The 23340-nt window shown below is 60.5% G+C and carries 23 protein-coding genes; 4 read left to right on the top strand and 19 right to left on the bottom strand.

Annotated elements, in window-relative coordinates; genetic code table 11:
- The 10 genes from tssH to P5706_RS12705 form a co-directional block, all read right to left on the bottom strand.
- The gene (gene tssH, locus P5706_RS12750) at nt 1–2634 is read right to left on the bottom strand and encodes a type VI secretion system ATPase TssH (RefSeq protein ID WP_285679458.1); all 2634 of its coding nucleotides are present in this window, start codon (nt 2632–2634) and stop codon (nt 1–3) included.
- Nucleotides 2627–3640: a type VI secretion system baseplate subunit TssG gene (tssG, locus tag P5706_RS12745; RefSeq protein ID WP_285679457.1), complete on the bottom strand. Its 1014-nt coding sequence runs from the start codon at nt 3638–3640 to the stop codon at nt 2627–2629. The genes tssH and tssG overlap by 8 nt, the downstream gene beginning before the upstream one ends.
- Nucleotides 3625–5502, bottom strand: a complete 1878-nt coding sequence (gene tssF / locus P5706_RS12740; RefSeq protein ID WP_285679456.1) for a type VI secretion system baseplate subunit TssF — start codon at nt 5500–5502, stop codon at nt 3625–3627. The genes tssG and tssF overlap by 16 nt, the downstream gene beginning before the upstream one ends.
- Nucleotides 5499–6017, bottom strand: a complete 519-nt coding sequence (gene tssE, locus P5706_RS12735) for a type VI secretion system baseplate subunit TssE (RefSeq protein WP_200431851.1) — start codon at nt 6015–6017, stop codon at nt 5499–5501. The genes tssF and tssE overlap by 4 nt, the downstream gene beginning before the upstream one ends.
- A 149-nt stretch (nt 6018–6166) precedes the next feature.
- Nucleotides 6167–6649, bottom strand: coding sequence for an Hcp family type VI secretion system effector (locus P5706_RS12730; protein WP_078743332.1), 483 nt, complete (start codon nt 6647–6649; stop codon nt 6167–6169).
- Between the two features lie 21 nt (nt 6650–6670).
- A complete protein-coding gene (gene tssC, locus P5706_RS12725) occupies nt 6671–8170 on the bottom strand; it encodes a type VI secretion system contractile sheath large subunit (protein WP_285679455.1) in 1500 nt (499 codons plus the stop codon).
- Nucleotides 8171–8260: 90 nt separating this feature from the next.
- Nucleotides 8261–8773 (bottom strand): type VI secretion system contractile sheath small subunit, encoded by a 513-nt coding sequence (gene tssB / locus P5706_RS12720; RefSeq protein ID WP_285679454.1) that lies wholly within the window; start codon nt 8771–8773, stop codon nt 8261–8263.
- A gap of 38 nt (nt 8774–8811) precedes the next feature.
- Complete coding sequence (gene tssA, locus P5706_RS12715; RefSeq protein ID WP_285679453.1) at nt 8812–9843, bottom strand: type VI secretion system protein TssA; 1032 nt, start codon at nt 9841–9843, stop codon at nt 8812–8814.
- Between the two features lie 78 nt (nt 9844–9921).
- Nucleotides 9922–10959 (bottom strand): catalase family peroxidase, encoded by a 1038-nt coding sequence (locus P5706_RS12710; RefSeq protein WP_285679452.1) that lies wholly within the window; start codon nt 10957–10959, stop codon nt 9922–9924.
- A gap of 51 nt (nt 10960–11010) precedes the next feature.
- Nucleotides 11011–11934 (bottom strand): anti-sigma factor family protein, encoded by a 924-nt coding sequence (locus P5706_RS12705; protein ID WP_285679451.1) that lies wholly within the window; start codon nt 11932–11934, stop codon nt 11011–11013.
- Nucleotides 11935–12408: 474 nt separating this feature from the next.
- Between P5706_RS12705 and P5706_RS12700 the strand changes: the two genes are divergently transcribed.
- Nucleotides 12409–12960 carry an RNA polymerase sigma factor gene (locus tag P5706_RS12700; protein WP_285679450.1) on the top strand — a complete coding sequence of 184 codons (552 nt, stop codon included), beginning with the start codon at nt 12409–12411 and terminating at the stop codon, nt 12958–12960.
- A 41-nt stretch (nt 12961–13001) separates the two neighbouring features.
- Here P5706_RS12700 and P5706_RS12695 read toward each other — a convergent pair whose 3' ends face one another.
- Nucleotides 13002–14039, bottom strand: coding sequence for an AraC family transcriptional regulator (locus P5706_RS12695; RefSeq protein ID WP_285679449.1), 1038 nt, complete (start codon nt 14037–14039; stop codon nt 13002–13004).
- A gap of 203 nt (nt 14040–14242) precedes the next feature.
- Between P5706_RS12695 and P5706_RS12690 the strand changes: the two genes are divergently transcribed.
- Nucleotides 14243–15184, top strand: coding sequence for a SphA family protein (locus P5706_RS12690; RefSeq protein WP_285679448.1), 942 nt, complete (start codon nt 14243–14245; stop codon nt 15182–15184).
- Nucleotides 15185–15298: 114 nt separating this feature from the next.
- Here the strand turns inward: P5706_RS12690 and P5706_RS12685 are convergent, their stop codons facing one another.
- The 5 genes from P5706_RS12685 to P5706_RS12665 form a co-directional block, all read right to left on the bottom strand.
- The gene (locus P5706_RS12685) at nt 15299–16507 is read right to left on the bottom strand and encodes a DSD1 family PLP-dependent enzyme (protein WP_285682718.1); all 1209 of its coding nucleotides are present in this window, start codon (nt 16505–16507) and stop codon (nt 15299–15301) included.
- 59 nt (nt 16508–16566) lie between these two features.
- Complete coding sequence (locus P5706_RS12680) at nt 16567–17895, bottom strand: D-arabinono-1,4-lactone oxidase (protein WP_285682717.1); 1329 nt, start codon at nt 17893–17895, stop codon at nt 16567–16569.
- Between the two features lie 75 nt (nt 17896–17970).
- Nucleotides 17971–18324 carry a c-type cytochrome gene (locus P5706_RS12675; RefSeq protein ID WP_200431859.1) on the bottom strand — a complete coding sequence of 118 codons (354 nt, stop codon included), beginning with the start codon at nt 18322–18324 and terminating at the stop codon, nt 17971–17973.
- Nucleotides 18325–18468: 144 nt separating this feature from the next.
- The gene (locus P5706_RS12670; protein WP_200431860.1) at nt 18469–19221 is read right to left on the bottom strand and encodes an outer membrane beta-barrel protein; all 753 of its coding nucleotides are present in this window, start codon (nt 19219–19221) and stop codon (nt 18469–18471) included.
- Between the two features lie 124 nt (nt 19222–19345).
- Nucleotides 19346–20179: an arylamine N-acetyltransferase family protein gene (locus P5706_RS12665; protein WP_200431861.1), complete on the bottom strand. Its 834-nt coding sequence runs from the start codon at nt 20177–20179 to the stop codon at nt 19346–19348.
- Between the two features lie 120 nt (nt 20180–20299).
- Here P5706_RS12665 and P5706_RS12660 point away from each other — a divergent pair, with 120 nt between their 5' ends.
- The gene (locus tag P5706_RS12660; RefSeq protein ID WP_200431862.1) at nt 20300–20536 is read left to right on the top strand and encodes a DUF6555 family protein; all 237 of its coding nucleotides are present in this window, start codon (nt 20300–20302) and stop codon (nt 20534–20536) included.
- Between the two features lie 226 nt (nt 20537–20762).
- On the top strand, nt 20763–21887 hold the full coding sequence (locus P5706_RS12655; RefSeq protein ID WP_285679088.1) for an IS481 family transposase: 1125 nt from the start codon (nt 20763–20765) through the stop codon (nt 21885–21887).
- 301 nt (nt 21888–22188) lie between these two features.
- Here the strand turns inward: P5706_RS12655 and P5706_RS12650 are convergent, their stop codons facing one another.
- The 3 genes from P5706_RS12650 to P5706_RS12640 form a co-directional block, all read right to left on the bottom strand.
- Nucleotides 22189–22350 carry a hypothetical protein gene (locus P5706_RS12650; RefSeq protein WP_285679447.1) on the bottom strand — a complete coding sequence of 54 codons (162 nt, stop codon included), beginning with the start codon at nt 22348–22350 and terminating at the stop codon, nt 22189–22191.
- Between the two features lie 504 nt (nt 22351–22854).
- Complete coding sequence (locus tag P5706_RS12645; protein WP_200434750.1) at nt 22855–23055, bottom strand: DUF6021 family protein; 201 nt, start codon at nt 23053–23055, stop codon at nt 22855–22857.
- 15 nt (nt 23056–23070) lie between these two features.
- Nucleotides 23071–23250, bottom strand: coding sequence for a hypothetical protein (locus tag P5706_RS12640; RefSeq protein WP_099550507.1), 180 nt, complete (start codon nt 23248–23250; stop codon nt 23071–23073).
- Nucleotides 23251–23340: the final 90 nt, after the last annotated feature.

The following is a 23340-nucleotide window of genomic DNA, read 5'->3' as shown; positions in this document are numbered from 1 at the left end:
TTACCTCACGGCCTCGCCAAACGCATAGGCGAACTCGCCGTTTTCCACGCTGACCAGCACCTGCGTCGCGGGCGTGCCCAGCAGCAGACGGTTGAGGAATTCAGTACTGATCGCCGGCAGCATCGAGTTGGTGAGGATCGCGTCAATCATCCGCCCGCCGCTTTCCAGCTCAGTGCAGCGGCTGGCAATCAACTGCACCACCTCCTCACTGAAGGTAAATGGGATTTTGTGGTTGACGGCGATACGCTGCTGGATGCGCGCCAATTGCAGGCGGATGATGCTGCCGAGCATGGCGTCGCTCAGCGGGTAATACGGGATGACCACCAAGCGCCCGAGCAAGGCTGGCGGGAACACTTCCAGCAACGGCTCGCGCAGCGCCTTGGCGATCACCTCCGGCCCCGGCATGGTCTGCGGATGCCGGCACAGGCGACTGATCAGCGGCGTACCGGCATTGGTGGTGAGCAGGATCAGGGTGTTCTTGAAATCGATGATCCGGCCTTCGCCGTCTTCCATCCAGCCCTTGTCGAACACCTGGAAAAACACCTCGTGTACATCCGGGTGAGCCTTCTCCACCTCGTCCAGCAACACCACGCTGTATGGCTTGCGCCGCACCGCTTCGGTGAGCACGCCGCCTTCGCCATAGCCCACATAACCCGGCGGCGCGCCCTTGAGCGTGGAAACGGTGTGCGCCTCCTGGTACTCGCTCATGTTGATGGTGATCACATTCTGCTCGCCGCCATACAGCGACTCGGCCAGGGCCAGCGCGGTCTCGGTCTTGCCCACCCCGGAGGTGCCCGCCAGCATGAATACGCCCACCGGCTTGCCGGGGTTGTCGAGGCCCGCGCGGGAGGTCTGGATCCGCCGCGCGATCATTTCCAGCGCGTGGTCCTGGCCAATGATGCGTTGGCCGAGGCGCTCGGCCAGGCGCAGCACGTTGTCGATTTCGTTCTTGACCATGCGCCCCACCGGGATCCCGGTCCAGTCCTGCACCACCGAGGCCACGGCCTGTTCGTCGACACTGATCAGCACCAGCGGATGTTCACCCTGCTGAGCCGCCAGTTCATCCTGCAATTGGCGCAGTTCGACCAACCCGGCTTCACGATCAGATGAGTCCGCCAACTGGCTGCGCAGACGCTGGATCTGCTCCACCAGTGCCAGCTCGTTGCCCCAACGCCCTTGCACTGCATCCAGGCGCGCACGCTCGGCAACCAGCAACGCCTCGACCGACGCGCGGCGGCTGGCAGTGTCCACGCCGATGGCGGTCTCACGCTCAATAATCGCAAGCTCGGTGTCCAGCGACTCGATGCGCCGACGGCTGTCGTCCACTTCGGCCGGGGTGGCATGCAGGCTGATGGCCACGCGGGCGCAGGCGGTATCGATCAGGCTGACGGCCTTATCCGGCAGCTGGCGCGCCGGGATGTAGCGGTTGGACAAGCGCACTGCCGCCTCCAGCGCCGCATCGAGGATATGCACCTTGTGGTGGTTCTGCATGGTTTCGGCAATGCCGCGCAGCATCAGCAAGGCGCGGGCTTCGTCGGGTTCGTCGACCTGCACGGTCTGGAAACGCCGGGTCAGCGCCGGGTCTTTTTCGATGTGCTTTTTGTACTCGGCAAAGGTGGTCGCGCCGACGGTGCGCAAGGTGCCACGGGCCAGCGCCGGTTTGAGCAGGTTGGCAGCATCGCCGGTGCCCGCAGCACCACCGGCACCGACCAGGGTGTGGGTTTCGTCGATAAACAGCACCACCGGCTTGACGCTGGCCTGCACCTCGTCGATCACCGAGCGCAGGCGCTGTTCGAACTCGCCTTTCATGCTCGCGCCGGCTTGCAGCAAACCCACATCCAAGGCCAACAACTGCACATCTCGAAGGCTTGGCGGCACGTCGCCACGGGCGATGCGCTGGGCAAAACCCTCGACCACCGCGGTTTTGCCGACGCCTGCCTCACCCACCAACATCGGGTTGTTCTGGCGGCGGCGCATCAGGATGTCGATGACCTGGCGAATCTCTTCATCACGGCCGACGATGGGGTCCATCTTGCTGTTGCGCGCCTGTTCGGTGAGGTCGACGGTAAAGCGCTGCAAGGCTTCCTGCCTGGCAGGTGCCACCGCACCGATCTCTTCACCGGGTGCCTGATAACCGTCGCTGGCGCGCATCTGTGCCTCGGGCGAGTCCTTGAGCAAGTCGCCGAACCGTTCGCTCAAGTCGTCGATACCGACCTTGTTGAACTCGCGGGACACGCCGTACACCCCATTGCGCAGGCTTGGGGTTTTGAGCAGCGCCAGCAGCAAGTGGCCGGAGCGCACCTGGGATTCGCCGAGCATCAAGGTGGCGTAGACCCAGGCGCGTTCGACGGCCTCTTCAACCTGACTCGACAGGTCGGTGACCGAGGTGGAGCCGCGCGGCAAACGATCCAGCGCGGCGGTCAGGTCACGGGCCAATACGGCCGGGTCGATGCCGTAATGGCGGATCAGCCGCAACAGGTCCGAATCGTTGAGTTGCAGAATCTGCTGCAACCAGTGCACCAGTTCCACATAGGGATTGCCGCGCAACTTGCAGAACACCGTGCTGCTTTCAATCGCCCGGTAGCACAGGCTGTTGAGTTTGCCGAAAAGCGCGACGCGACTGATATCAGCCATGGGCAGGTCCTTGAGAAGAGAGACGCGGGTTGATCAGCAACTGCCGATCATCGTGTTCGGGGGCTTGACTGCTCAGCCAACTGGTCCAGCCCAATGGCGCCGAACCCAGGCGCAGGCCGGGCAAGTGTTGTTTCTTGACGATCAGGTTGACGTCCCAATCCAGCGCCAGGCCGACGTATTGGCGCACCCAGTCCTGCACGCGTTGCAGGCTGTCGCCGCCTGGCAGCAGGCGACGGGTTTGCGCCAGGTCCAATGGGCCAATCAGCAGGCGGAACTTGTGTTGGGTGTTCCAGACTTTCTTACCCATGACGGTGGTCTGGCCGAGTACGGCGGCATCCGGGCCACTGCGCAGGGCGCAGAGGCCATCGCTGGGCAGGCTCATCCAGTGGCCGACAAACTGCTCGACCTTGACCGGCACGCCGAGGTAGTCGCTGAGCAGTGCGGCCAGCCCTTCGGCGTTGCGCGTCTGCGGCCCCAGGCGTCCGGCAAAATGCAGCTTGGCCACGTCCGGCACGGCGTTGCGCTCAAGCAGCGACGCCTGGCCGATACCGATCAGCGAACCGAGGTACTGGGCAAAACGATCCGCGCCCGGCCGGTCGAGGCTCACAGCCGGTTGGGCGCTGGCCCAGGCGCGATAGAACAGGCTGATCATGCGGTGGTGGAACACATCGCAGAACGCCGCCAATGTCGGGTCATTGAGATTGCGCTGGCGGTCGCGAATGTACTCGGTAAGGTGAATCGGCAACGGACCATTGGCGCCCATCAGGCCGAAGAAATTCAACAGCAGCTTGGGCGTCACACCGGGCTTGAGCGCGGCGATCATCGCCGGTTCAAACGCCAGCGACGGTTGCTGACCGAAACGCACCGCCTCATCCGCCGGGCGCGCGGCCTGGCCGATACGCGGTAGCTGCGTGAAGGCGCATTCCAGTTGGCGCAGTGCGCCATAGAAGTCAAAACGCCCTGGGTGCGCTTCAAGGTCAGCCAGCAGCGTCAGAGGATCTCGCATCTGCCCACCCGCGCCGGCCACTGCATGATCACACCGCGCGCCGTGCTTTTGATCACGGTTTCGGTGAACGAATTAAGCGACACGTACTTGGCGAAAAACTGCTCCAGCACCGAGCCCAGCACAAACACACCGGCGCCTTCGAAAGCTGATTCATCCAGAGTCACGCACACCTGCAAACCACGGCCATAGGTGATCGGCCCCGGCAACGGCAGGCGCCTCACAATGCTGTCGGCGGTGACTGAACGCAGGCCTTCGATCTGTTTGTGCGCGGCTTCGTCGTCGATGCGGCAGTACAGGCGCAGCAAGTCGCGCAAGGCTGCCGCGCCCTGCTCCTTGTCCTGGTCCAGCAACGACAGATAATTGAGCGACAAGTGGCTGACCAACCGCCACGCCGTCTCGCCTTCAGCGAACGACGGCGCGGGCACCGTCGGCCCCGCCACGCAGCGCACCGACTGCACGGGCGCGCCCGACTCGACGGTGAAATCCGTGCGGCCGCTGCCCACCGGCATGCTCAGCACCAGGTCACGGTTGCTGCACAAGGTGTCGATGCCCAACTGACGCAGGTCGCTGCGGTGCGGGGCTTCCTGGGCGTCCACCAGCGACAGGAATAATTCGCTGCCGATATAGCTGGAGCGCGGGCCCTGACGCCGCTGTTGTTCGGACAGCACCCGCGCATCGCGGCGCAGCTGATAAAACGCCTTGGGTGGCGTGCGCGCATGCAGGTCGTTGGCGCGGTAAAACGACTCGAAGGTCTGGCTGGCTTCGGCACCGCTGCCGTAGCCGGTGACGTTTTCAATCTGATAAATCTCGTAGTCCATCGGCCGCGTGCGGTCGGGGATCACGTGGTATTCCGATTGTTGATCGGACAGATGCACGCGCTCGGTGCGCATCGGAAACAGGTTGATGGCCGGGGTGCAATACAAGCCGAAGTTGGCGGCGCTGAGGCTGTGTTCCAACACCGGGTCAAGTTTCTTCAACAGCACGATCACGTCCAGTTGCTCGGCGCTGCAGCGGCTCACACTACTGGCCAGCCCGGTCACTTCGGCAAACATGAACCGCTGGGGCATGGCAAAGTATTCCTGCAACAGCCGATAACCCTGGAACGAACGCGGGCCGCTGGGCAGCAAGGCTTCGCTGTCGCTGTAGCCCTGGCTGCGAATGGCGCTTTTGGGCAGGAACTGGTGCCAGTCGACATGCTCCTGCACCGGCATCACCAGCACACCGGCGGCCTGGGCCAATAGTTGTTCGAGGATGCGCGAGGGCATGGCTTCGCCGCCGCGAATATGCAGGGACAGGTCATCCAGGCTCAGGTCGCTGAAGGCCAGGCCGGCACCGACGCGCAAGCGCAGACGCAGCGCCGCCTTGACCCCGCCGAGGCGTGACAGGTCGACGCCGGCGACTTGGGCACCACAGGCAAAGTAGCGCGCCTCGACCAACTCTACCGGCCACAAAGTCACCTCATGGGCGCTGCGAAACTCGCAGGCGGTCTGGTCGCCCTTACCCAGCTGGCTGTGCAAGGCGGTACCGCGTGGCACCTTGAAACCGGCGGCGAGGCTGCCCTCGGTCATGTCCGGCTGCAGCTGCACCACGGCCATCGACGGCGTGGGCGCCAGGTACTGCGGGTAAACCAGCTCGAGCAGGTGGTTGGTAAAACGCGGAAATTCAGCGTCGATTTTCAGCTGCACCCGCGCCGCCAGAAAGCTGAACCCCTCCAGCAGCCGTTCCACATACGGGTCGGCACAGGCGTAGGTTTCCAGCCCCAGGCGCCCGGCGACCTTGGGGTAGTCGCGGGCAAACTCACCGCCGACTTCGCGCAGGTGCGCCAGTTCACGTTCGTAGTAGCGCAGCAGTTTGGCGTTCACCGCACGTCCCTTGTCTCGATATCGAAGACGCGTGCTTCGCCTGCTTCCAGGTCGAGCTCGGTCTTCAGGTACAGGCGCTCGGGCAACGGTTGGCCCCACAGCTCGCCATGAATTTCAAAGGCCATCTGGTTAGGGCTGGCCGTCGCCCCCGAGGGCGCAACCGGCACCACTCGCACGCTGTCACGTAAAATCCGCGGTTCGAAATCCCAGATCGCCTGGCGGATGCGCCGCCCCAGCGCTTCTCGGTCCAAACCGGCGGCGGTCTTGCCGGCCAGGTCCGGCAAACCAAAATTGATCACCGACTGCCCCGCCAATGGGTGGGCACTCAGGTCACGAAAACTGCCCAGGCTGGTGCTGTTGAGCAGCCACCCCAAGTCGCGTAATACCGCCTTGCGCAGGCCGCGCATGGACAGCACACGTTTGTCTCGGGGTTCCACGGCGTGCTCGGTGTCGTCATCGCTCAGGCGATCGAGCAGGGACGGCTGCAGGCGTTCGCGGCTGGTGAGTTCAGCCATGTTTGAGGCCAGGAATATGAGTCATAACGTTCTCCACTGTGGCGAGGGAGCAAGCTCGCGCTGGGCTGCGTAGCGGCCCCAAAAACTCAGGGCCGCTTCGCGCCCCAGCGCGAGCTTGCTCCCTCGCCACAAACACCGGGGGGCCAGGGTCAGATCTTCTGGTTCTTTTCCAGGTCCCACTTCTTCGGCGTGCCGGTGATCACGGTGTCGCCGGTGAAGGAGTCGTACTCGTAGCTGATGGTGGTGAAGTTGATCGAGAAGGTTTCGCTCGGGCGTTCGCCGTTACTGCTGGCGGAGTAGGAGCTGATGATGGCTTCGCCGAGGATCAGCTTGAGGAACACCTGTTGCTTCTTGTCCGGGCCGCCGGTCTGGATGAAATGGATCTCGGCATCACCCAGGCTCTTGCCGCACACGGCTTGCATGAACAGGTCGGCCGACGCCAGGTCGGTGGCCTTGGTCATGGAAATTTCCGAGAACGACGGGTTGCTGGTGTCACGGTCGGTGCCGCCGCCACTGATGGAGATTGCGCGGCCCACGCCCATCTGGATCGCGTCGATGGTGATCCAGTCTTTGTGCGCATCAACAGTGGAAGTGCCTTTGATTTGGGTGCCTTTGAAGTTCAGCAGAATCATGGTGGATACCTTTCAGGTTGATCAGTTGGATTTGGTCGACGGCAGCTTGGAAACCAGCCGCAGCGACACGGTCAGGCCTTCAAGCTGGTAGTGCGGACGCAGGAAGAACTTGGCGCCGTAGTAGCCGGGGTTGCCTTCGATTTCTTCCACCACCACTTCGGCGCCAGCCAGGGGTTTGCGGGCTTTGTCGGCATCGGTGGCGGTGGCCGGGTTGTGTTCCACGTAGCGGCCGATCCAGTTGTTGAGCCACACCTGCATGTCATCGCGCTCTTTGAACGAGCCGATCTTGTCGCGCACGATGCACTTCAAGTAGTGGGCGAAACGGCAGGTAGCGAACAGGTACGGCAGGCGCGCGGCCAGGTTGGCGTTGGCGGTGGCGTCCGGGTCGTCGTACTCGGCAGGTTTGTGCATCGACTGCGCACCGATAAACGCGGCCAGGTCGCTGTTCTTTTTGTGTACCAGCGGCATAAAGCCGTTCTTGGCCAGTTCCGCTTCGCGGCGGTCGCTGATGGCGATTTCGGTCGGGCAGGTCATGTCGACGCCGCCGTCATCGGTCGGGAAGGTATGCACCGGCAGCCCTTCCACCACGCCACCGGATTCGATGCCGCGAATCTGCGAGCACCAGCCGTAGTGTTTGAACGAGCGGTTGATGTTCACTGCCATCGCATAGGCCGCGTTGGCCCAGGTGAAATCCTTGGCGCCGGCGGCGTCGGTGGTTTCTTCGAAATCGAAGGCTTCCACCGGGTTGGTCTTGGCTCCGTATGGCGCACGGGACAGGAAGCGCGGCATCGCCAGGCCGACATAACGCGAGTCTTCGCTGGCGCGAAAGCTGCGCCAGGCGGCGTGTTCCGGGGTCTGGAAAATCTTGGTGAGGTCGCGCGGGTTGGCCAGCTCCTGCCACGACTCCATCAGCATCACGCTGGGGTCGGCGGCAGTGATCAACGGGCAGTGCGCGGCGGCGCTGACGCGGGCCATCTGGGTCAGCAGTTCCACATCCGGCGCGCTGTTGTTGAAGTAGTAATCGGCCACGAACGCGCCGTAGGGCTCGCCGCCGAACTGGCCGTATTCCTCTTCGTAGAGCTTCTTGAAGATCGGGCTCTGGTCCCAGGCCACCCCTTTGAACTTGCGCAGGGTCTTGTGCACTTCGTTCTTGGAGATGTTCATCACCCGGATCTTCAGGGTCTCGTCGGTCTCGGTGTTGTTGACCAGATAATGCAGGCCGCGCCAGGCGCTTTCGACGTCCTGGAATTCTTCGTGGTGCAGGATATGGTTGACCTGCTCGGTGAGCTTCTGGTCGAGGGCGGCGATCAGGCCTTCGATGGTGCCCAGCACGTCGTTGGGCATTAGTTGCGTGCCTTGCAGCGCTTGCTCGGCCAAGGTGCGCACAGCCGTTTCGACTGCCTCCTTGGCCTTGTCGGTCTTGGGCTTGAACTCTTTTTGCAGCAGGCTGGCGAAGTCGCCGGCGTCGAATTCCGTGACCTGGGCAAGTTGCCCCGGCTGTTCCGATTGAGTCGTGGACATGACGGCATCCTCAAATTTTGGGCAAAGCGTCCCCGTACCGGGGCAAACGAGGCACCGGCGCAGGCAGCGGTTGTTCAGTTATTCAGTTATTCAGTTATTCAGTTGTTCGGGCTGCTTGGGCGCACTGTTCAAGGCTTGCATCACCGCAGGGTCGCTGAGCAGCTTGGCCAGCAACTCCTCGGCGCCGACCTTGCCGTCCATGTAGGTCAGCAGGTTCGATAATTGGCTGCGCGCGATCAGCAACTGGTTGAGGCTCGGCACCTTGCTGGCGATGGCGGCCGGGGTGAAGTCGTCCATCGATTCAAAGGTGATCTCCACCGGCAGGTTGCCTTCGCCGGTCAGGGTGTTGGGCACCTGGAAGGCTACACGCGGCTTCATGGATTTGAGCCGGTCGTCAAAGTTGTCGATGTCGACTTCCAGGAACTTGCGCTCGGCCACCGGCGGCAAGGGCTCGGCCGGCTTGCCGGAGAGGTCCGAAAACACGCCCATGACAAACGGCAATTGCACGGTTTTTTCCGCCCCGTAAATCTCAACGTCGTATTCGATCTGAACGCGCGGCGCACGATTGCGGGCGATGAACTTCTGACTGCTTTCTTTGGCCACAGGAAAAGCTCCGGTGTGTGGGGTTGAGACTAAAAGGGTCAGTTGTCGCTGTTGCGAACACCGCTGACCAGCGCCAGTTGCGCGAGACCATCGGGGGCGAGGTCTTGCAGCAATTCCATGAAATTCTTGTCGATCAGCTTCTTCGCCCGCTGCAGCAAAATCGGCACTGGGCTTGCGGGTTCAAAGGTCTGGAAATAGGTGCAGAGGCGGTCAATGGTCTGGCGCGCGTCTTCGCGGCTATTGATCTCGCCGCGTGGCGCTTGAGGGACGGCGACTGCGACGGCGGCCGTTGCCGCAGTGACCGGCTCAACGTCAGCCGGCGCAGCACTCGGCAAGCGACGCTGGATCACCTCACCGGCGCGGCGCAGCAGCGAGGCCAGGCCGCTCAGGTCGATGGCCCGGCCAACGCCGACCTTTTCGGTGAGCCGTTGCTCGATCTGCACGCTAAGCGCCAGCGCCTTTGCCAATGCCGCTTCAGTAGCCCTCAGCGCAACGGGATCGGCTTCGGCGAATGCGCCTTCAATCATCGCCAGGCTGACGTTATCGCCCTCCTCAGCCGTTGCCAGGTCAACCTGGCGCAAGCTCACTGCGCCCACACTACGGGTGCTCACCAGTGGCGCGTCCAGTACGTCGCGCAGCAAGCCGGCAGGCTCACAGAGGAAGGCGAGGATATTGATGCGCAACAGCGGGTCGTTGTCGTCGTCCGGGTCGAGTTGCGGGTGCAGGCCGTCCCAGCAGTTTTGCAGCAGCGCCTGCACCAGCTCAAGGCCAGCGGCCAGGCCTGGAATGCCGTTGACGTTGAGCTGGGCGCGGGTCAGCCAGATCGCCAGACGCAGGTCGCGGCTTTGCTCCAGCAGCGGCAACACCAGCAACGTCACACGCTTCCAGTTCGGCTCGATGGCCTGGGTGATGGTGTCGCCGTACTGCACTTCAGGCTTGCCGAGTGCCTCTTCTTCCAGCTCAAGGAATCGAGGGGCGTATTCGAAGTTGAGGCCACAGCCGTCGACCTCGGCCAAAGGCCGGGCCAGTGCGGTGAAATCCAGTGGTTGAGCGTCGCTGGGCAGGCCCATCGTACTTCCCTCATTCAAGTTGTTCTGGGGATAGAACAGGTGAGGGAAATGATTTATTCCGTGGGCTGAAGAAATTTCTTAATGCGCGCGTTCTTCCTCAACACGGCGCCGGTGGGATTCGGCGTACGCCGCTTGGCGGGCGAGCAATAAAGGGTCGTCCGAAGGCGAGATGCCGGCCGGCAATTGCAGCGGGTTGAAGTCGATATCACGGCACGCGCCATCGACCTGCGACTGCTGGGCATCAATCACCAGCACGCCCGCATCGATCTGGCGCCGCGCTTGTGGCCAGCGCACCGTGGCATCGGTGGTGACATCACCGGGTTCGGCCAGGCTGATCATCAAATGCCAGCGCGCCGGACCGTGTTCCAGTTGCCTGGCAAAGCCGAAGGCGAGGAAGTCCGGGTCGCGCGATTGCGCGGCTGTCATCGGTTGGTAAGACGCCTCTGGCACCATGCTCCAGCGCACCAGGTGCACCGTGCCGTGGGCGTCGGTCATGCGAAAGGCGTTGACGCTGTAAAACGTAGTGTTATCAAAGCCTGAAGACCCGGGATGGCTCGCCAGCCACGCCGCGAACGGACGCATTTCAGGGTGGGCGTTTTTGAACGCCTGCATTTTCTGTGGGTCAGGCCCGCTGCCGCCGTAAGCCGGCATCGAGGCGCGCAACTGTTCGTACAAGCCTTCGGGGGTGTTCACCGGGAACACCGGCACGGAGTTCATCGCCATGTACCAGGCGTCGCCGTCATCCGCGGCCATGCGCAGGGCCATGCTGCGGATCATGCCATGTACATCGGCCTGGGAAGGGTCGCCACCGGCAGCGGACAACCGGCCGATCAGCGGCACACTGCCACGCTGTAACAAGGACGCGCTGGAAATCTCTACGGCATTACCGGTGCTTTCAAAACGGCCGCTGATGCATTGGCCCTTGGCATGGTTACGCCGAAAGCCTGGATGAGCGCCACCGGCTACGGCTTCCATCTCATCGACAATTTGCGTGGCAGTGGGCGATGGGGCGTACCAGGCGTGCAGCGACCAGGCGGCCAGACCTGCGAGCACCGCGATAGCCGCAACGACAAGAGGTAAACGATGGGGTTTGTACAGCGCAGAAGTGTTTGTCATCTAGCTATCTGGGATCGCAACATCAGGAACCAATGCCCGACCCCAGCAGGGTCATTCCTGGATGGCGGCGATCCACAATGGTGCAGGCACGTCAGCAAACAGCTGGGCCGCACTGCGATCGGCGACAAGTCGGGCAACGGCGTTCAAGTCCACACCTTGTTCAGGCTCGCCGATAAGCGCGTAGCCCAACTCAGATTGGCGCCAGGTTACTACGTTCATCTGCGCCACGCTCTGTTGAGCGATGGATTGATCGGGCTTGGGTTCTTTCATCACACACAATGCAACCGGCGCGCCATTGGCCGGCAGGTACACCAACTGCACCAGCGCCTTGTTATTGAAGCGCAGCCGCTGCACACGCTGGAAGGTCAGGCCGGCAGCACTCAGGTCCGGCACACGCAGGGCCAGGCCATCTACCTCACGGATATCCGCGAGGGTCTTGGTCACCACATCGGTCGGCTGGACCGCGTAGGCCACCGTTTCGCGGGTGTACAGATGCTGGTAGGCAGCCGCCTGTTGAACCCAGGGAGAGATCTGGGCAACGGCCGGCGCAGTGGCATCCACGCCGGGCTTGAGGGCACCGTTGAATGCACCCACTTGAAGCACCAACGCATAACAGGCTGCACCCGCAACGAACGTCAGGGCCGGCCATGCAAATTTAGGTTGCAGGAACGCGAACAGACGCGCAAAACCGCGGTCTGCTTTCTCGGCAGCGCGAGGAGTGTCAGCCGTTTTCGCCTGGGCAGGCGCCGAATGTTGGGCGGCCAGGGCGGCAATACTGAGCTTGAGGCTCTCGGGCACCGGCGGCACGTTCTGGCGAGCAAACGCTTGCTCATAAGGCAGGCAGGAAGCCATCAACCGAGAGACTCGCAGAGCCAGGTCCGGCGACGCGTCTATCAGCCGCTCCAGCTCCTGGTTCTGTTGCGGCGACAGTTCGCCGTCAACATAGGCCATTAGCAAGGCATCGTCCGCTACCATGGGATTATCTCTCCGTTTGTATTGATCAATTTCTGCTGTGTGATTCTCGACCTTGTGGGCCGAAGCGGCGAGTCAGCGGGTAGCGACAAGCCATCATATTGACATCGTCGTTGCCGTAGCAACAGGGCAAAAGAACTTTTAAGCAACCGCAAAACACTCGGCAACAGGTACAACGACATTAAGAAAACACCCTGGAATTGAAAATATTCCCAGGGCCGAATAAATCTTATATGTTTCACTATGTGTCCGGGTATTTTTCCTGACACGATTGTCAGATTGATTGGCCTGTTCCCTGCATAAGCTGTCAATAATCTTTCAGTCGCTATCCAGACTGATGCATTTTGATACAATTCATCGTTACCCCAAGGACCCTCAGCACCGCAAAAAGGACGCCGCAACCCAGGCATCCGCTACGGTATCGACCTCGTAGCCTGACCGCACCATTTTAGGCATCAAGAAATAAAAAGAGGAAATATGTCGATCACCGGTGCTGACTTACCCGCACTGCTGCCAGAACTGCTGCCGCGCCTATGGGCATTCGCGCTACGCATTTCCGGTGACAAGCACGATGCCGAAGACTTGGTTCAGCTCGCCTGCGTTCGCGCGCTGGAACGCGCCCATCAGTTGCAGCCGGATACCTCGGTGCTGAGCTGGATGTTCTCGATTGTGCATTCCACCTGGATCAACGAACTGCGTTCACGCAAAGTGCGCAGCCGTTCGCGCATGGACTGGAACGATGAATTCCTCGAAACCGTCAGCGACCCCGAGGCGCCCAACCCGGAATCCGACCTGATGCACCGGAAGATTATCGAAGCGGTAGAAAAACTCCCCGAAGGCCAGCGCGAAGTCATGCTGCTGGTGGGTGTGGAGCGCTTCAGCTACAAGGAAGCCGCCGAAATGCTCGACCTGCCGATCGGCACGATCATGAGCCGGTTGTCGCGTGCGCGTCAGGCGATCGGCGCGCTTTTTGATTCGCCGAAAAGCAAACCTTTGCGCGCCCGCCCGGAAAGTTCGTCGGCGTCCTGAAACCGCTCTAGACCGGCGTCCACACGGGACCACCCGACGGACTACGCCAGCCCTCCTCCCTCGCCGCGAAATGCACTGGGGCTCACCCCGGTCCAGCGCTTGAACGCGCGCCGAAAACTGCGCACATCGCTGTAACCGACCGCCTCGGTAATGCGCTCAATCGATAACCCCGGATTGCCCAGCAGGCCCATAGTGCGGGCGCGTCGGACCTGTTCCAACAAGGCTTCGAAGGTCAGCCCATGTTCGGTCAAGCGCCTGCGCAGGGTGCGCCCACTCATGTTCAAGTCGCCGGCGACTTTCTCCAGCTGGCTGCCCTGCAGATCCCGCGAAATAGCGCGCTCAACGGCCTGGATCAGGTCCATCTTTTGGTGCAACTGGGCGCTCTCCAACTCCAGCAATTCCAGGGCCTGGCGCAACGCCAGGGCGTGGTGATTAGGCAAGCGTTTATCCAGCCAATGCGGGGCCAGCACCATGCGATTGTGCAGGCAGCCAAAGCGCACATCCGCGCCAAACAGACGCTGGTACTCAGCCTTATAAGGCGGCGCAGCGTGCACGAACTCCATACGCAGGGGCATAAACGCCTCCCCCACCAAGGCGCGGCCATACACCATCAGGCTGGCGAAAAACTCTTCGGCCGCAAACACCTGCACTTCGGCAAATGGCAGCAGGCATTCGACGGCGACGTGGACTTCTTCCAAGGTCTCATGGGTACGCGTGGTGGCGATGCCGCCGGAGGTGTGCTGATGGCGCTCGCCAATGGCAAATGCATCGCGCAGGGTCTTGCACAGGGAGAGCACATGGCCGAGCAGACCGAGGGTGCCCAGCACGTTCTGATGCCCCACCCACAGGCCCAGCCCCTGATCGGGCAGCACCTTGAGTGCGCGCTGAATCATTGCCACGGCCTGGCGATAGGAAATGCGCTGGGCCGGGTCATCCAGGTCGGCCAGGGTAAACCCCAGGCCCCGGCATAAGGCTTGGGCATTCGCGCCCTTCTGCGCTACCACCTGCCCGAGGGTTTGCAACAGGAACGGCGACACCAGCGCCAATTCAAATTGCGGGTCAACGGCTTTCCTTTGCATGGCTCACGGGTTCCTGACTGAGTACTTCAGTTCTTGTTTTAGAAACATCCTGTTAATCATAGGCGCTTGCAAGAGCCGCTGCATCCTGAGTGAAACCTGTCCGGCAAAGTCCCCCTATCTGGCCGCCAAAACCCTGCCCCGTCGGGCGCTGAGGGCTTATTTCTAAGGTCAGCGGTGCCCTAACAATAATAATGAGGCCAGACATGAACCCCACCCGAACACTTCACCCCCTGCAACTGGCGTTGCTGAGCCTGCTCAGCCTGCCGGCCCTGGCCACCGAAGGCGGCGTCGACAACATCGGCCCCGGCACCGATGGCTTCTACATCCTGCCGCTGGACGTGAACAACCTGCCCGACCATATGTTCGCGTTCAACCTGTATTACAACCACTACCAGGCACGCAAACTGGACATCAGCTCCCTCGGCGGCAAGGTCTCGCAAGTGCGGATCAAGTCCGACGCGATCATCCCACGCCTGGACTACCTGAGCCCCGTGCGTGTGTTCGGCGGGCGCCTGGGCGGCTACATCGCCCAGCCGTATATCAAGCAACAGGTGTCGCTGTTCGGTATGTCCGACACCCGCGAAAGCATGGGCGACACCACCCTGGCGCCGATCATCCTGTGGGACATGGGCAAAAACCTGACCCTGGCCGCCGCCGTGGAAATCACCCTGCCCACCGGCGAATACGACGCCACGCGCCTAGCCAATACCAGCAACAACTTCTACACCTACAAGCCGCTGGTCTCGGCGACCTGGATGCCCAATGAACGCACCGAACTGTCGATCAAGACCACCTACAGCTTCAACGAAGAAAACCACGACACCGACTACCGCTCCGGCCAGATTTTCCATTTCGACTACTCGGCCAGCTACAAGGTGACCGACAACCTCAGCCTGGGGGTCAACGGCTATTACCTCAAGCAGACCACCGACGATAAGCAGTACGGGCGCACGGTGGTAAACATCTATGGTGATGAAGTGAATGATGGGGTCAAGGGGCAAGTGTTTGCGATTGGCCCGGCGGTGTATTTCACCTTCTTGAAATACGCCAGCGCCGAGGTGCGCTGGGCCAAGGAGTTTGATGTGAAGAACCGGCCGGAAGGCGATATGTTGTGGGCCAAGCTCACCATTCCCTTTGCGCTGTAAAAACCCGACTTGAAACAGCAACACTGACTTGTGTGGGAATGTGATTGTGTGGGAGCCAGCTCCCACACAAGCCAGCCCCACACAAGCACAGTCCCACATGTCGACCGATTTTGGTCAGGTATAGACGGGCCAGGTCTCGACGATTTTACCGCCGCGCACCGCCAGCAAATCCCCAAACTGCAACAACACAAACTCACTCTGGGTCGGGCGCAAAAACACCTGATCATCAATGTTCAGCTGCACCGCCGGCGAGCCGTTGACCATCTCCTGGTTGGAACTGCGCCCAAACAGCTCATTGCTCTGCAGCCCCTGCGGCGACTCGAATTGCGCCATCCAGTTACCGCCATAAATAAAGAACGTCTCACGCTGGTTCGCATCCCACCACGAAAACACCCGCGACTTGCCATCCAGCGCCGGAATCTCCACCCGCCCGGTGCGCTTCAATACCGGCGTGGCGATAAACGCCGCCGGCACATGCTCACTCAGCGACGGCAAATCGTAATGCGTCGGCTTGAGCAACGCGGTGCCCACCGACACTTCCGTGCTGAGTGTTTCCTGCTGGTGAATGCGGTAACTGGGGCTGCCCGCCGTGTTCAACGTCAGCCCGTCACGCCATAACCCGGCAAACTGCTGACGGGTGAAATCAACATGGCCGTTATAGCGTTGCATCACCTGCTCAAATAGCGCCTGAGGCGTACCGAGAAAACCCGGCACGCCCATGCCCACAAACGGGTCGTAGCCCATAAACCCGGCAAACTCCAAGTGTTGCGGGTTGGCGCTGATCAGCGTGAGCATCTGCGCCAGCACCGCGTTATCGCTGATACCGCCGCGATGCAGTCCCACGTCCAGCTCGATATTCACCCGCAACCGCGTGCCCAAGCCTTGCGCCAACGCCAGGTAGTGCTGCAACCGCTCGGGCGTGTCCAGCAGCCACTGCAATTGCCTGGCCGGGTCAAACGCGCCTTTATGGGTTTGATAAAACAGCTCGGCCGAGCGCACCGGCAACGGTTTGCCCATCAAGATGTCGGCCTCGGGAAACACCTGCGCATCGTGATTCAAAAACGGCTGATGAAACGACATCAGCCGCGCAGTGCCCGCGCGCTTGGCGATATACGCCAGCAACCCTGGCGACGGCAGCGACTTCTCCACCAGGCGCAGATGCTTGCCGCCACGCTGCACCGACTGCATCACCACGTTGATATTGTGATCCAGGCGGTCCAGGTCGATCAGCATCACCGGGCGCATCGGCCCATGGGCTTTGAGTTCATCATTAAGGCTGCGGAAATACTCGCTGTACGGGCCGCCGCGATCACTGGGGCGCAGCCACCAGCCACCCGCCACTGCCGCGACTGCGGCGCCCAGCACAAAATGTCGGCGTTTCATCAGGCCACTCCCAGGATCGATGACAGGTGCGCATTGAGGAACTTGCCGCTTGGGTCCAACTCGCGGCGCACGCGGGTGAATTCTTCCCAGCGCGGGTACAGCGGCTGCAAGGCGTGCGCGTTGAGGGTGTGCAATTTGCCCCAGTGCGGGCGGCCGGCGTACTTCCAGAAAATCGGCTCCACGGCGGCAAAGAAGTTGTGATGGTCCATGGCGTAATGCTGATGGACCGAGATCGAACAGCTGTCGCGGCCTTCGAACATGCTCAAGGGAATGTCATCAGCCTTGACGTAGCGGTACTCGATGGGAAACCAGGTGCGCAGGTCCTTGTCGGTGATCAGCTTGAGAATTTCTCGCAGGCACGCCGGGCCGTGCTCGGCGGGCACCGAATATTCCATCTCGTTGAAACGCACGTTGCGCACGTTGGCATAGACCTGGAACGACTCGGCCACGCGGTCTTGGAAGCTGGCAAAAAAGCGCAGGCTGTTGAGCAAGGTACGGCGGGTGCCGGGGAAATCACTGCCATACTTGTCGAGTTTTTCGATGATCGACACGAACTCATTGCCGCCCGCCTCCGCCGGGTCGACGGGAGGCGTTTCGGGGTCATTGGTTTCGTTGAGCGCGATGGACAGCGCGTAGTCGGAATGGGTGACCACGAGCATTTCCCAATGCTGGTTTTCGCGGGTGTTGTTGTGCACATCCTCCAGTAACTCCTCGGTCTTGGCGATCCACTGACGCTCACGCAAGCGGTACGGTGCGCGGTTCTGCGAACGGATCTGGGTGGTCACGCCCAACGCACCGAGGGACACGCGCGCGGCGCTGAACACCTCGGGATGGCGTTGGGCGTCGCAGTCCAGCACGTCGCCTTGAGCGGTGACTAGTTGCAAGCCGGTGACGCAACCGGAATACGAGGTAAAGCCCACGCCGGTACCATGGGTGGAGGTTGAAATCGCCCCGGCCAGGGTCTGGTAATCGATATCCGCCATGTTCGGCAGCGCCTGGCCGATGGCCTTGAGCGCCGGGCCCATGCGCGACATCGGCGTGCCGGCGGCGAAGGTCGCTTGCAAGGTGGCGGGGTCATGGTCCAACAGCCCATTGAAGTAACTCAGCGACAACAAGGTGCCGTCGGTAGGCACCAGGGCGCTGAACGAATGTGCTGAGCCTACCGGCCGAATAGTGCTCGGTGCCTGGCGAATCACTTGCACCAATTCATCCAGGTCTTTAGGCGCCAGGCGCGCCAGCGGCAGGCAGGTCTGCGCGCCCGACCAGTTACGCCATGGGATCAATCGTGGCGCACGAGCCAACTGGGCCAGTACCGGGTTGCTCGACAGGGCCAGAAAAACCCCGGCCACTGCCGAGCGTTGCAAGAGTTGCCGCCGTGAAAGCGCCATCCACCACCTCTTTTATTATTGGAGTTGTACACCGGCCATAAAGCTGATCAGCGCCAGGAACTGCTCTTCGGAACACTGCATGCACAGCCCCATCGGTGGCATGCCGTTGTAGCCGTTGATGCTGTGATCCAGCAGCGTGTCGGCGCCCTGGGCGACGCGTGGGCGCCAGGCGGCCGTGTCTCCCACCAACGGTGCACCCGCGGCCGGGTTGGCGTGGCATAGCTTGCAGCTGGTGTCGTAGACCTGCGCCAGCGCCGGGTCGGCGGGCATGGTCGTGGTGGCAGCCGTGCGTTCAGGGGAAGGTTTGGGCGTGTCGTCACAAGCCGTCAGCAGGCTGAGTACGAGCAACAGTAAAACAGTGCGGGGCATGGCCACCCTCTCTTATTGTGCTGTGGAAGCTGTTTGCACACTAAGGCAGGGAAGGCAGGGCGTTGAGGGTTTTGGGGGACACAAAGGGGGCTTGGGCGGACAGTCGAATGCGGGGCGTTGGCCGCCCCGCATTCAGGTATGCACTTAGAACGCGATACCGACTTTAAAACCGTACTCGTCGCGCTTGAGCTTGGTGTTGTCGGCGACATAGGAGTCGTCGTCGAGCTTGTATTCGGTGCGGGTGTAATACAGGCCCGCCATCACCGGCAAGTCACCTTTCTGGTTCATCAGCAGGCTGACTTCGGCGTACGGGTTGGTGCGGTCCTTGAGGTCCACCGTGTCGCTGCCCACGCCATCGACCTTGAGCTTGGCCCGGCCGTCGATAGTGCGGCGGGCACCGGCTTCGACGCGCAGGGTCATGTCATCGAACTGGTGGTTGTAACCCAGCGCGGCCTTGGCGAACGGCGATTTGTTGGTGAGCTTGACGTCGTAATCATTGGTGTCCGGCTCGTAGCGGGTCCAGCTGTAGCCACCACCGACGATCACGTCGACGAAATTGCGCGCGTCCAGCGCGGCACGCCAGCCAAGGTCGAGGTCAGCCTGGCCTTCCTTGAGTTTATTGCTACTTTTTTCACCGTATTTGGCTTCGATACCGGCTTGGTAAATAAAGCCGGACTCGGCGGTGAGCTTGTTGCCGAAGTTGTAGAACAGGCCCGCTTCGGGCATGTGGTCCTTGTCGCTTTCGCTGCCACCTTCGAGTTTGAAGTCGTTATAGCTGCCCTGCAGGCCCAGGACGGAGATCGGGCCAGTTGGTGCTGCGGCGAACACCACAGCAGGCGCGGTGACCAGCGCCAGCAGCGAGGAACCCTTGAGGAATTTTCCGAATAGCTTGGACATCGTTTTAAATCTCCTTGTCTGGTGAGCAAATTATTCAGGAACCGGTTCGAACCTCGGCTTTTGCCAAAGGTTCGAATTAATTTGCATTGACATGAAGGTAAAACGGTTCAGCGAAGGCTCTAGCTCAAGGCTCCCTGGAGTTTGCCATTATTAAGCCATCAAGTGTTTCGCGAAGTTGCGGGTGCGCCGGCAAACGAATGCCGAACGTGTCCTGAAGCAGCGTCAACAGTTCATCAGCACTTTCGATTGCGCGCTTTTCGCTGGGTTGGTCAAGGCAGTGAACCGCATAGTGGGCGTTGGCCAAGGTATGGCGTTTACCCGGCGCCAACCGCGCCGCCTTCAGTTGCCCGACAAAGACAGAGGCCGGGTGCGTCGACACGTACCAATTGCCGATGGTGTAGTCGATATCGGCCTGCACTTGCAGGTCGAACACATATAAGCCACGCCATTCCTCGCCCACCTGCGCCCACAGGGTGTAGTCGGCACCGTTGAAGGTCAGGCGATAAGGTTCATGGGCGGTGGCCTGGGGCGCCTCGGTGTCCAGCTGCAACGGACTGCTGGGCACCATGCCACCGAAGCCGACATCGGTGACATAACGCACGCCGTCCAGGGTCACCAGGCTCAGGCGATGGGTACGCCCGGTGCGCGCATCCACAGGGCCGCCCATCACTACCCAGCCGGTGAGGCCGCGGGCGTCGAAGCCCAGTTCCTGCAACAACGCCAGGAACAAGTAGTTAAGTTCGAAACAATAGCCACCACGCCCGTCCAGCAGGACCTTTTGCTCGATGCTGGGCAGGTCGATCGGCACCGGTGAATGCAGCAATGTCGACAGGCTCTCGAAGGCGAAGGTGCAGACGTGACGCAGCTGCAGGTCGTGCAAGGTTTTGAGCGTGGGTGGCGGGGGTGAGTCGTAGCCCAGACGCTGCAGGTAGAGCTGGCTGTGAGTCAATCGGGACATGGCGCGATCCTTGGGCGCGTGACGAGTGCGTCACTATGCCGCGCCAGTGTACGACTTGTCATTTTGAGTGAACCTTTTTGAACGCTCGCCTATCCATCTATAACAAGACAGGGAGGCAACATGAGTACCGCAAAAATCTACACCATTCACTATCAACTGCATGGTCAACCGAAGTCCTTTGTGGTGCGCGCCGAAGTGATGAATAACGCTGAAGCGTGGCACTGGGCGGCGGTCGATGCCGATATTGCGCATGTCAGTCGTATTGGGCGCGTGGGGCATGAGCAGGTCAAGAAAACCACCCGGCCTTGGGCGGAGAAGTTTGGGATAACCGAGGTTACCTGGGTGCCGCCCAAGTAGGTTTCGTTTGGATGTGATCAAGCCCCGCTATTGCGGGGTTTGGTTTGTGGGGGTGTTGGTGGTGTTGGTGGTGTACATATCCGTTATTTAGGTAACGGCGGCCTATGGTTCCGCTCTTACAGCGGGTCACTTTTGCAAGGACGTGTACGGACCGGACACATGGTTGACGGGTGTGCGGGGACATGGTGGACACTTCTCGGCAAGCTAACTGCGCCGGGAGGCCATCATGCCCTGGAACTCGAGAGACGCCATGAGCCTAAAAGAAGAGTTTGTTTCCTTAGCAAAGAAACCCGGCAGTAATAAGCGAGAGCTGTGCCGACGATTCGGCATAAGTCCGCAGACAGCCTACAAGTGGCTAAAACGCTACGAGGCCGGCGGTTCTGCAGGCCTGCAAGAGAAGTCACGTAAGCCCGTCAGCAGCCCCAAGCTGACCCAGGCCGAGCTGGAGGCTGAGGTTATTGCACTTCGCCAAGATCATCCGGCATGGGGCGGACGAACAATTAGCAGCATGCTGGACAAGCGAATTGCCCCCAGTACTGTCACGAATGTCTTGCACCGGCATAGCTTGATTAAACCCTCAGATAAAGAACCAGGGGCCCTGCTGAGATTTGAACATCCTGAGCCCAACGATCTTTGGCAGATGGATTTCAAAGGCCACTTTGCAATGCAGCAAGGCCGATGCCACCCCCTGACCATCCTGGACGATCATTCGCGGTTCAATCTGGCCATCCAAGCGTGTGATAACGAGCGAGGTACCACCGTAAAAGAGAAGATGAGCAAGGTATTTGAAATTTACGGTTTACCAGCACGTATCAACGTCGACAATGGCGCGCCTTGGGGCTCACCGCGTAATCCTGGCGAGATCACCGAGTTGAGCATTTGGCTGGTGCGTTTGGGAATTCGGATAAGTTTCAGTCGTCCCTACCATCCGCAAACAAATGGGAAAATCGAGCGTTTCCATCGATCACTCAAGGCAGAAGTCCTTAACGGACGTCACTTTTCTACACTGGCAGATGCCCAGCTAGCTTTCGATCAATGGCGTGAAATATACAACCTGCAACGTCCCCATCAGGCGCTGGAATACAAGGTGCCAATGGACCGTTATCGCAGCAGTTCTTGGGATTATCCGCAGCAACTACCGGAGTTTGAATACGGACCAGATGACGTATTAGCCAAGGTTTATCACAGCCGTTTTCGCTTTCAGAAAAGCTATTTCAGCATCGCAAAAGGCCTGGCAGGGCAACACATAGCAATCCGCCCTAACCCTGAAAGCGATGGTCTGTTCGATGTCTATTTCTGCCATCATTTTTTGCGAACTATCGAAGTTAGTAAGCCTGATTATGGTCAATAATGTGTCCACCATGTCCCCGCACATGTGTCCACCATGTGTCCGGTCCGTACACAAGGACGCAAAAGTAACCAAAAGGTCCTCGCCCCAACACTCGGTGCCTCGCTATGGCTCGGCATGCCCGCAATCCGACAGTGATTTGGGGGGTCGCCGCGATGGGCCATCCTTGGCCCAGCGCGGCTAAACCGGCATCCCTGCCGGTTTACCCCCCAAATCCCTGTCAGATTCCGGCCATCGTGTTTGACGGGGCGATTTCAGATCAAGATCACAATCAAAAGCGCAGATCAACAGACCGCTGACTTCGTCATCGAAAAGGATGTAAGAGCCGGAGCAACAGCAACAGCAACAGCAACAGCAACAGCAACAGCAACAGCAACAGCAACAGCAACAGCAACAGCAACAGCAACAGCAACAGCAACAGCAACAGCAACAGCAACAGCAACAGCAACAGCAACAGCAAAGCCATACTCGGTCAACTGTGGGAGCTGGCTTGCCTGCGATGGCATCAACTCGGTGTGCCTGATGTACCGAGGTGTCTGCATCGCAGGCAAGCCAGCTCCCACAGAAAAGCAGCTCTTCAGTGTATTCAGATAGGCTTTTGCCTTGCACTTGATCTGGCTTTTGCTTCAACCACTCAGGTCGGCTTTCAGGCCGCCGTGCTGTAGATCTTGATCTTGATCTGCTTTTGATCTGAGGCGCCCCGTTAACCACGATGGCCGAACGCAGGCTTGAATCCGTGGGTAACCCGGCAGGACGCCGGGTTAGCCGCGATGGGCCAAGGATGGCCCATCGCGGCGGCCCACGGATTCAAGCCGGAGTGAGGGCACACCGAGCCTAAGCGAGGGGCCGAGTGGTGGGGCACAGACCTTTTGGTTACTTTTGGGGCGTTTGCCAAAAGTGACCCGCTGTAAGAGCGGAACCAATAGAAGCCGTTACCGCAGCAATGGATATGTACACAAAAACACCAGAATCACTCAGGCTTCTTAAGATCCCCCAACGGATCATAATCCACCTTTTTCCGCTCTACCTTGTCCTTATCCAACGGCGCAATCGCCGGCCCAACAGGATCAACCTGCGGGTCCGACACATCAGGCGAATCCGGATCAAACCCCAATTCATCCTCGCCGCTTGCATGCTCGCCCGAACCCGGGCCTTTTGGATGATTACTCACAGTCACCTCCTGAACCTATAGCGGGCGCGCCCTGTCATGCAGGTTTTCCAGGTCTTCCTCAACCCGCTCCACATCATCTTCGTCCTGACGCTCGGCCGGGTCATTAGGCCGCAACGCATCGTTATCACGCTCCTCCTCTCCCGGCGTACGGTCAGGGTCAGGTGTACCCGGCGGCGGTTGCTTATATTCAGACATAATGGCTTACCTCAAAAGGGCTACACAGACTTAGAGAAACCCGCCCAAGCCATCGTTCAACTTGTTTGCCCAAAGCATGCGAAGATGCCA

The organism is Pseudomonas sp. ChxA, assembly GCF_030263855.1.
Taxonomy (GTDB): domain Bacteria; phylum Pseudomonadota; class Gammaproteobacteria; order Pseudomonadales; family Pseudomonadaceae; genus Aquipseudomonas; species Aquipseudomonas fluorescens_CB.
This window is presented reverse-complemented; position numbering and strand designations above follow the sequence as displayed.

Excerpts from the sequence above, each read along its gene's own strand:
- P5706_RS12655 (WP_285679088.1), top strand. The coding sequence starts at position 20,763 with ATGCCCTGGAACTCGAGAGACGCCATGAGCCTAAAAGAAGAGTTTGTT.
- tssE (WP_200431851.1), bottom strand. The coding sequence starts at position 6,017 with ATGGCTGAACTCACCAGCCGCGAACGCCTGCAGCCGTCCCTGCTCGAT.
- P5706_RS12640 (WP_099550507.1), bottom strand. The coding sequence starts at position 23,250 with ATGTCTGAATATAAGCAACCGCCGCCGGGTACACCTGACCCTGACCGT.
- P5706_RS12665 (WP_200431861.1), bottom strand. The coding sequence starts at position 20,179 with ATGTCCCGATTGACTCACAGCCAGCTCTACCTGCAGCGTCTGGGCTAC.
- tssG (WP_285679457.1), bottom strand. The coding sequence starts at position 3,640 with ATGCGAGATCCTCTGACGCTGCTGGCTGACCTTGAAGCGCACCCAGGG.
- P5706_RS12705 (WP_285679451.1), bottom strand. The coding sequence starts at position 11,934 with ATGGTAGCGGACGATGCCTTGCTAATGGCCTATGTTGACGGCGAACTG.
- P5706_RS12730 (WP_078743332.1), bottom strand. The coding sequence starts at position 6,649 with ATGATTCTGCTGAACTTCAAAGGCACCCAAATCAAAGGCACTTCCACT.
- tssA (WP_285679453.1), bottom strand. The coding sequence starts at position 9,843 with ATGGGCCTGCCCAGCGACGCTCAACCACTGGATTTCACCGCACTGGCC.
- P5706_RS12710 (WP_285679452.1), bottom strand. The coding sequence starts at position 10,959 with ATGACAAACACTTCTGCGCTGTACAAACCCCATCGTTTACCTCTTGTC.
- P5706_RS12690 (WP_285679448.1), top strand. The coding sequence starts at position 14,243 with ATGAACCCCACCCGAACACTTCACCCCCTGCAACTGGCGTTGCTGAGC.
- P5706_RS12660 (WP_200431862.1), top strand. The coding sequence starts at position 20,300 with ATGAGTACCGCAAAAATCTACACCATTCACTATCAACTGCATGGTCAA.
- P5706_RS12695 (WP_285679449.1), bottom strand. The coding sequence starts at position 14,039 with ATGCAAAGGAAAGCCGTTGACCCGCAATTTGAATTGGCGCTGGTGTCG.
- P5706_RS12670 (WP_200431860.1), bottom strand. The coding sequence starts at position 19,221 with ATGTCCAAGCTATTCGGAAAATTCCTCAAGGGTTCCTCGCTGCTGGCG.
- P5706_RS12700 (WP_285679450.1), top strand. The coding sequence starts at position 12,409 with ATGTCGATCACCGGTGCTGACTTACCCGCACTGCTGCCAGAACTGCTG.
- P5706_RS12650 (WP_285679447.1), bottom strand. The coding sequence starts at position 22,350 with ATGGCTTTGCTGTTGCTGTTGCTGTTGCTGTTGCTGTTGCTGTTGCTG.
- tssC (WP_285679455.1), bottom strand. The coding sequence starts at position 8,170 with ATGTCCACGACTCAATCGGAACAGCCGGGGCAACTTGCCCAGGTCACG.
- P5706_RS12675 (WP_200431859.1), bottom strand. The coding sequence starts at position 18,324 with ATGCCCCGCACTGTTTTACTGTTGCTCGTACTCAGCCTGCTGACGGCT.
- tssH (WP_285679458.1), bottom strand. The coding sequence starts at position 2,634 with ATGGCTGATATCAGTCGCGTCGCGCTTTTCGGCAAACTCAACAGCCTG.